General features: G+C 55.3%; 9 protein-coding genes. 1 reads left to right on the forward strand and 8 read right to left on the reverse strand.

Annotation, left to right across the window (positions count from 1 at the left end):
• Positions 1-205: 205 nt before the first annotated feature.
• From pgsA to uvrY, 3 genes are read right to left on the reverse strand one after another with little or no spacing between them, the layout of a single operon-like run.
• Entirely contained in the window at positions 206-754 is a 549-nt protein-coding gene (pgsA, locus tag RTP97_RS20720) for a CDP-diacylglycerol--glycerol-3-phosphate 3-phosphatidyltransferase (RefSeq protein ID WP_103819255.1), read from the reverse strand.
• A gap of 57 nt (positions 755-811) precedes the next feature.
• Positions 812-2,644: an excinuclease ABC subunit UvrC gene (gene uvrC / locus RTP97_RS20725; RefSeq protein WP_312416960.1), complete on the reverse strand. Its 1,833-nt coding sequence runs from the start codon at positions 2,642-2,644 to the stop codon at positions 812-814.
• Entirely contained in the window at positions 2,641-3,297 is a 657-nt protein-coding gene (gene uvrY, locus RTP97_RS20730; RefSeq protein WP_312416962.1) for a UvrY/SirA/GacA family response regulator transcription factor, read from the reverse strand. Before uvrY ends, uvrC begins: the two co-directional genes overlap by 4 nt.
• A gap of 455 nt (positions 3,298-3,752) precedes the next feature.
• Here uvrY and RTP97_RS20735 point away from each other — a divergent pair, with 455 nt between their 5' ends.
• Positions 3,753-3,977: a DUF2594 family protein gene (locus tag RTP97_RS20735; RefSeq protein ID WP_312416963.1), complete on the forward strand. Its 225-nt coding sequence runs from the start codon at positions 3,753-3,755 to the stop codon at positions 3,975-3,977.
• Between the two features lie 67 nt (positions 3,978-4,044).
• Here the strand turns inward: RTP97_RS20735 and sdiA are convergent, their stop codons facing one another.
• From sdiA to RTP97_RS20760, 5 genes are all read right to left on the reverse strand, one after another.
• Positions 4,045-4,767, reverse strand: coding sequence for a transcriptional regulator SdiA (gene sdiA / locus RTP97_RS20740; protein WP_312416965.1), 723 nt, complete (start codon positions 4,765-4,767; stop codon positions 4,045-4,047).
• A 231-nt stretch (positions 4,768-4,998) separates the two neighbouring features.
• Positions 4,999-5,751 (reverse strand): L-cystine ABC transporter ATP-binding protein TcyN, encoded by a 753-nt coding sequence (tcyN, locus tag RTP97_RS20745; RefSeq protein ID WP_312416968.1) that lies wholly within the window; start codon positions 5,749-5,751, stop codon positions 4,999-5,001.
• Positions 5,748-6,416: a cystine ABC transporter permease gene (tcyL, locus tag RTP97_RS20750; RefSeq protein WP_103819249.1), complete on the reverse strand. Its 669-nt coding sequence runs from the start codon at positions 6,414-6,416 to the stop codon at positions 5,748-5,750. The genes tcyN and tcyL overlap by 4 nt, the downstream gene beginning before the upstream one ends.
• Positions 6,417-6,437: 21 nt before the next feature.
• A complete protein-coding gene (gene dcyD, locus RTP97_RS20755) occupies positions 6,438-7,424 on the reverse strand; it encodes a D-cysteine desulfhydrase (RefSeq protein WP_312416970.1) in 987 nt (328 codons plus the stop codon).
• 106 nt (positions 7,425-7,530) lie between these two features.
• Positions 7,531-7,815 (reverse strand): transporter substrate-binding domain-containing protein (locus RTP97_RS20760; protein WP_312416973.1); only part of this gene is annotated, 285 nt, incomplete at its 5' end.

Consider the following 7,815-nt stretch of genomic DNA (forward strand, 5'->3'; position numbering starts at 1 on the left):
AACTCGCGACCCCGACCTTGGCAAGGTCGTGCTCTACCAACTGAGCTATTCCCGCATCATCAGGTGAATATGCTAATCACTTGATTTTACTCTCATCTGGCAAGCTGTGCTGCCGTCTGATGCGATGCATTCTACTTACCTGACGCACTGAGTCAACGATATTTTTTAAAACCGGGATCGTTTGCTGAAAATTAAGCCGAAACGATCACTGTTCCAGCAGATCGCCCCGCGCCGCGTTTAAATACTGGAACATAGACCACAGCGTCAGCACCGCAGCCACCCACAGCAGGCCGATTCCCGCCCACTCCACCCAGGCGTTCGGTCGCCACAGCATCCACACCAGCGAGGCCATCTGCGCGGTGGTTTTCACTTTCCCAATCCACGACACCGCTACGCTGCTGCGCTTGCCCAGCTCCGCCATCCACTCGCGCAGGGCAGAGATGATGATCTCACGTGCGATCATAGTGGCAGCGGGCAGCGTCACCCACCAGGTGTGGTAGTGCTCGGCCACCAGCACCATAGCAATGGCCACCATGACCTTATCGGCCACCGGATCGAGGAAGGCCCCGAAGCGGGTGCTCTGGTTCCAGCGGCGGGCCAGATAGCCATCAAACCAGTCCGTCACCGCAGCGACAAGAAAGATCAGCGCACATGCGAAGGGAGCCCAGACCACCGGCAGGTAGAACGCCAACACAAAGAACGGGATCAGGATGACACGGAAAAGCGTGAGCAACGTTGGGATATTGAATCGCATAGTGGCAGGTAACTGTCTGTTGTCAGTAAAAATTAGCCCTATGTTGCTACAGAGCCCTCAATGTTTCAACGAGTAGAAGATCTTTTCTGCCAACCCTTGCGAAATACCCGGCACTTTTGCAATGTCCTCAACGCTGGCGTTGAGCAAACCCTGCAATCCACCCATATATTTCAACAACATCTGGCGGCGCTTCGGCCCGACCCCTTCAATGGTCTCCAGAGTACTGGTATTTTTCACCTTCGCGCGTTTTTTACGGTGCCCGCTAATGGCGTGATTGTGCGACTCGTCGCGGATATGCTGGATCACATGCAGCGCCGGTGAGTCTGGCGGCAGGTTAAAGCCCTCCCCCTCCGGTTCGAAGAACAGCGTCTCTAGCCCCGCCTTACGGTCGGTGCCTTTGGCGACGCCCAGCAGTAACGGATGGTGCTTATCCCAGGAGACATCCAGCTCGGCAAACACCGCCTTCGCCTGCCCCAGCTGCCCCTTACCGCCGTCGATTAAGATCACGTCCGGCACCTTACTCTCTTCAATATCCTTTCCGTAACGGCGGCGCAACACCTGGTTCATGGCCGCATAGTCATCGCCTGGGGTAATACCGGTAATATTGTACCGGCGGTACTCGGCACGCAGCGGCCCGTTGGCGTCAAACACCACGCAGGAGGCCACGGTCTGCTCACCCATGGTGTGGCTGATGTCAAAACACTCCATGCGCCGCACCGCAGGTAACTTCAGCAGCGTAGCGAGGGCCACCAGACGTTGGCTTACCGTTGACTGCTGGGAGAGCTTAGTGCTAAGCGCCGTAGCGGCATTGGTGCGGGCCAGCTTCAGGTAGCGCGCCCGATCGCCGCGCGGTTTGGTCTGCACGTTGACACGGCGGCCCGCCAGCTCGGAGAGTGAATCGGCAAGCAGGGTTTTATCATTCAGGTCGAAGTCGAGCAGGATCTCCCCCGGCAGGGTACGCATCTGACTGCCCTGCAGGTAGAACTGGCCAACAAAGGTCTCCACCACTTCACCCAGCTCGGTGCCGCCCGGTACTTTCGGGAAGTAGCTCCGGCTGCCCAGCACCTTGCCCTGACGAATAAAGAGCACGTGCACGCAGGCCATACCGGCGTCGAACGAGACGCCAATCACGTCGAGATCGTCCCCGGTATTAGAGACAAACTGCTTCTCGGTGACGCGGCGTACGGCCTGGATCTGATCGCGAATGCGTGCCGCCTCTTCAAAGTCTAGATCGCGGCTGGCCTTCTCCATGCGTTCAATCAGCAGGTTCAGGACCTGGTCGTCCTTCCCCGCCAGGAAGAGGCGAACGTAGTTAACCTGCTGAGCGTACTCCTCCTCGCTGACCAGTCCCTCGACGCACGGCCCAAGGCAGCGGCCGATCTGATACTGCAAGCAGGGACGGGAGCGGTTGCGGTAGACGCTGTTTTCACACTGGCGAATAGGGAAGATCTTTTGCAGCAGCGCTAAGGTCTCGCGCACCGCGTAACCGTTGGGGAACGGTCCAAAATACTCCCCTTTCGCGTGCTTAGCGCCCCGGTGCGTCGCCAGACGCGGGTGGGTATCGCCGCTAAGAAAAATGAACGGGTAGGATTTATCGTCGCGCAGCAGCACGTTGTACCGGGGCTGGTACAGCTTGATATAGTTGTGCTCAAGCAGCAGCGCTTCCGTTTCCGTATGGGTCACCGTCACGTCGATCTGCTGGATCTGAGATACCAGCGCTTCGGTTTTTCGCGAGGCAAGGTTGCTACGGAAGTAGCTGGACAGGCGCTTCTTGAGATCTTTGGCTTTACCGACGTAGATGACAGTACCGCCGGCGTCATACATGCGATAGACACCGGGTTTACTGGTAACCGTACTCAGAAAGGCTTTTGAATCAAAAACATCACTCACTGACTTGTTAACGTCTCCGCATTACACAGACCATGACGAATGGCCAGGTGGGTCAGCTCTACGTCGCCGTGGATGTTCAGTTTACTGAACATCCGATAGCGATAGCTGTTCACCGTCTTCGGGCTGAGATTCAACTGCTCGGAAATCTCATTCACCTTTTGGCCTTTGGTTATCATCAGCATAATCTGCAATTCGCGTTCAGACAAACTGGCAAAGGGAGATTCGGTCTTCTCTGGCTCAATCTGGCTGAGCGCCATCTGCTGGGCAATGTCTGAGGCGATATAGCGTTGGCCGGCATAGACGGCGCGAATAGCGTTTACCATCTCTTTCGGGGCGGCTCCCTTACTGAGGTAGCCTGATGCGCCCGCCTGCATTACTTTGGCAGGCAGCGGATTTTCAGTGTGAACGGTCAGCATAATCACTCTGGTATCGGCTGTGGATCGCGCAATTTTACGCGTCGCCTCAAGACCACCAATACCGGGCATGTTCATATCCATCAGCACCACATCCACAGGATGGGCACGGCACCATTTTACGGCATCTTCACCGCAACAGACCTCGCCGGAAACTTTTATGCCTTTAATATCTTCCAGAATGCGTCGTATCCCTGCGCGCACCAGCTCGTGGTCATCAACAAGAAGAACGTTGATCAAAGCAAATCTCCAAAAAGGGATAACGCGACTGACAGTAAAGTCGCTCTATATTAGCGTTATTTTGGCAAAAACTAAAAGATTAATTGCAATGCGTACGATTTCGTTCGCAATTCTGGAAATAAAGCTGTACAAAACGTGGAAAGAGCCCCGTCTCGCTTGCCTTTAAAACAGGTCTTTTAAATACCACTTTTCAGGCGGTTATCGGCGGTAATATTATTTCGCCGCTGTAAAGACCCCATTTTTCTTTGTAACAATAATTAACGCCTTTTATACCTCTTTTAAACATATACTCCACGTTATAAATTAGAGTAAATCGTAATAACACCCTATTTACACGCGGACTTGTATGGCGCACAAAAAACAACCAGTGCTATTTTCTGTAGCGCTTGTGCTATACTCCGCCGCCTTCACATTCACGGGCGCGCAGCAGCGCTGTAACAAATCGAGGAAAATAGATGAGCACTCCTGACTTTTCTACTGCGGAAAATAATCAACAACTCTCCCAGGAAGTCTCCTGCCTGAAAGCAATGGTTACCCTGATGCTACAGGCGATGGGCCAGGCAGACGCGGGCCGGATTATCCTAAAAATGGAGCGACAGATCGCCCAGATGGAAAACGAAGGTCAGGCTGACGTATTTGCGAATACGGTTAAGCAAATTAAACAAGCCTACCGTCAGTGATGGGTTACCGGCTGGCAGACGAACTGTCAGCCGGTGTTGCGTTCGGCACGCGAAACGCAGGCAGCGTTCATATAAATCCGGTGGCCGCCGCATAGCAGGCAATCTGCGTTTTATTGGGTGCGTTAAACTTCTTCTGCATGTTTTTCTGGTGGAAATTCACGGTGTTTTCTGAGATCGACAGAATCATTGCGATCTCCGCCGAGGTCTTCCCTTCCGCCGTCCACTTAAGGATTTCACACTCGCGCTTGCTAAATTTCATCTCAGGTGACATCACGATCTCCTCTTCCAGACGTGAAAGCGTCACCATGCTTAGCTGCACCAGCAGCTGCAAAGAGAGCTCAATTTCATCAGCGCTCAGGCATTTACCCCGTACCGAGGTTTTTGATACTGACAGGAAACCGGTAGCACGGTTGGGCAGCATTAGGCACTGGGTGTAACCCTTGCGTAGCCCATGATCGCGTGCGTCATCCCACATGCTCTGCGCGTTTTCAAACAGGCGGTCGTTCCAGGGAAGATGACCCTGACTAAAGTTATCCGGCTTCAGCACGGGATCAACGGCAAAATAGTTTTCCGCATAATATTGCGTCGTCCACGTATCGGGATAGGACGTTTCAAGGAAAATTTTAGGCCGTGTGAACGGCACCGGATGGCGTACGCACAAAGAGTAGTAATCAAATTCCATCCGCTGCGTCTGACTCTCTAACTCTTTGTAAACCTCATCTGCTGTCGTCATCTCATTAAAACGCCGCAGCAGCTCCCTCCGCCATGTGAAAAAATCAATATCCTGCATACTGACCGCTAAAGCCCCGTTCGTTATATATTTATTATGTATGTATAAAACTATCACATAAATCTTATTTATAGATCCAAATTATCCCACTCAGGGGAAATTAACTGAACGTATATGCCAACCGAAGCCAGATTAGCGGGAGATATGGCGGGTCATTAGCAGGGGATTAATAACGGCGCGGGCCGCTGCGCCCACCGCCGCTATAAAGTGGGTAGGCGCATGAGCAGAACGCTATTGCATGAGGAATTTTTCCAGGAACTGACGGGTCCGCGGCTGCTGGGGGTTGGCAAACAGCTCTTTAGCTGGCCCCTGCTCCACAATCCGGCCCTGATCCATAAAGATGGCCCGATCGGCTACATCTCGGGCGAAACTCATCTCGTGAGTCACAATTACCATGGTTCGTTTTTCCTGCGCCAGCTGGCGAATAGTGCTCAGCACCTCCCCCACCAGCTCAGGATCCAGCGCCGAGGTGGGCTCATCAAAGAGGATCACGTCCGGACGCATCGCCAGCGCGCGGGCAATCGCTACGCGCTGCTGCTGGCCGCCAGAGAGGCGTTTCGGATAGCTGGTCTCTTTGCCGCTCAATCCGACTTTCGCAATCAGCTCCCTGGCACGCGCCTCGGCCTCGGCTTTCGCTTCGCCCTTCACAATCACCGGCCCCTCAATGATATTCTCCAGCACGGTGCGGTGAGGGAACAGATTAAAGCTCTGGAACACAAAGCCAACGTGCTGGCGCAGCTGGCGGATCTGCCCCTTCTGCTGGCTTAAGGCCCGCGCCGTATCGATGGTGATGGTGCCAACGCGGATGCTGCCACTCTCCGGGTGCTCTAAAAGGTTAATGCTACGCAGCAGCGTCGTTTTGCCGGAGCCGCTGGGGCCGATGATCGCGACCACCTCCCCCTCGTTAACCTCGAGATCAATGCCGTGCAGCACCGTCTGGCCGTGAAACTTCTTCACCAGGTTTTTCACTTCAATCGCACTCATTTCGGATCGCGCTCCTGACGGTTAAGCTGGTTTTCAAAATAGTTCTGCAATGCAGAGAGTACCGTCGCCATCACCCAGTAGATCAGGGAGGCGGCAAGATACATGGTAAAGACCTCCAGCGTCCGGGAGGTGATCAGCTGCGCCTGGCGGAACAGTTCCGGCACCTGGATAGTCGCCGCCAGCGAGGTATCTTTTACCAGGCTGATAAAGCTGTTGCTCAGCGGCGGCAGCGCTACCCTGGCCGCCTGGGGCAGAATAGCGCGACGCAGGGTTTGCCATGGGGTCATGCCGATACTGGCTGCGGCCTCCCACTGCCCCTTATCGATCGAGGAGATGGCAGCACGCAGCGTTTCTGAGGTATAGGCCGCCGTATTAAGCGACAGACCGATCATGGCTGCCGGGATAGGATCCAGCTCGATGCCAAACTGCGGCAGGCCGTAGTAGATCATAAACAGCTGAGCGATCAGCGGGGTACCGCGAAATATGGAGATATAGAAACGTGCCAGCCAGCGAACCGGCGCAATGGCCGACATGCGCATCAGCGCCAGCACAAAGCCGAGCAGCAGGCCAAAGAACATCCCGCCGATGCTGAGCTGTAATGTGAATACCGCCCCCCGCAGCAGGTACGGCAACGACTCTATTACCAGTTGTATACTCTCTTGCATTATGGTTTTTCTGCCTGAAGTTTAAACGTGGGGGTGGTAGGCAAAGAGCGCAGGCGCGCCGCCGGTATGGATAAACAGGATCGGTCCATGATCTTTGAAACGGTTCTGGTTGATGCCATCAATCAGCCCGGCCATAGCCTTACCGGTGTAGACCGGATCCAGCAGAATTCCCTCAAGACGGGCCAGCAGCTTGATGGCCTCCACCCCCTCCTCGTTCGGCGTGCCGTAACCGGGAGCAAAGTAATCATCCCAGAGCACGATATCTGCCGTCGCCTGGACCTCAAGCTCGCGGGCAACCGCCTGCTGAAGCGCAACGACTTTCGGTTTCTGCTCATCACGCTTGCGGGAGACGGTAACACCAATCAGCTCCGCCTCCGGCATCAGCTGCTCAAGGCCAACCGCCAGCCCGGCGTGGGTTCCGGCGCTACCGGAGGCCACGACGATCGAAGAGAGCTCCACCGCCCCTTCACACTGCTGGGCGATCTCCAGCGCGCTCTCCACGTAACCCAGCGCGCCCAGCGCGTTCGAGCCACCGACCGGAATGACGTAGGGACGAAAACCCTGGGCTTCAATGCGGGTTGCCAGCTCGCCCAGCTGCGCCACTGGATCGGTCAGGGCGTCGCACATCTCTATCTGGGCGTTAAAGAGATCCAGCAGCAGCCGGTTGCCGTTGGTAAGATAGTTCTCCGCCCGCGTAGCGATAGGATTCTCCAGCAGCGCCACGCAGTGCAGGCCCAGCTTTGCCGCCACGGCAGCGGTCTGGCGGACATGGTTTGACTGGATCGCCCCGGCGGTGATCAGCGTATCGGCCCCTTCCCGCAGCGCATCGGCAGCAAGGAACTCAAGCTTGCGCAGCTTATTGCCCCCCAGCGCCATTGGCGTCACGTCGTCACGTTTGATGTAGATCTCGCGTCCCAGATAGTCAGAGAAGCGCGGCAGGTACTCCAGCGGCGTCGGTGCGCCAATAAATTCGAGGCGCGGAAAGCGGGTCAGGTTTTGCAAAGACATAGGGCCTCCGGTGGCCAATAGTAAACATGCTGCTGTTAATTATGTACCTTCAGCGGCAGAAATAAAAAAGGCGCTTAAATAAGCGCCTTTTTACCGCCGGTGAACCTTACTTCGTCACGTCAGCGCCGAACCATTTTTCTGACAGTGCCTTCAGGCTACCATCTTTCTGCATAGCGGCAATGGCATCATCCACCGCTTTCAGCAGGTCTTCGTTGCCTTTACGCAGCGCGACGCCCGCTTCCTGACGGGAGAATGGCTCGCCCGCAACCGCCAGCGTATCCTTGGTCTTCTTCACCAGATCCAGCGCCGCCAGACGATCCACCAGAATGGCGTCGATACGGCCTACGCGCAGATCCTGGTATTTGGTCGGGTCATCATCATAGGTACGGAT

Source organism: Pseudescherichia sp., assembly GCF_031998825.1.
Taxonomy (GTDB): domain Bacteria; phylum Pseudomonadota; class Gammaproteobacteria; order Enterobacterales; family Enterobacteriaceae; genus Pseudescherichia.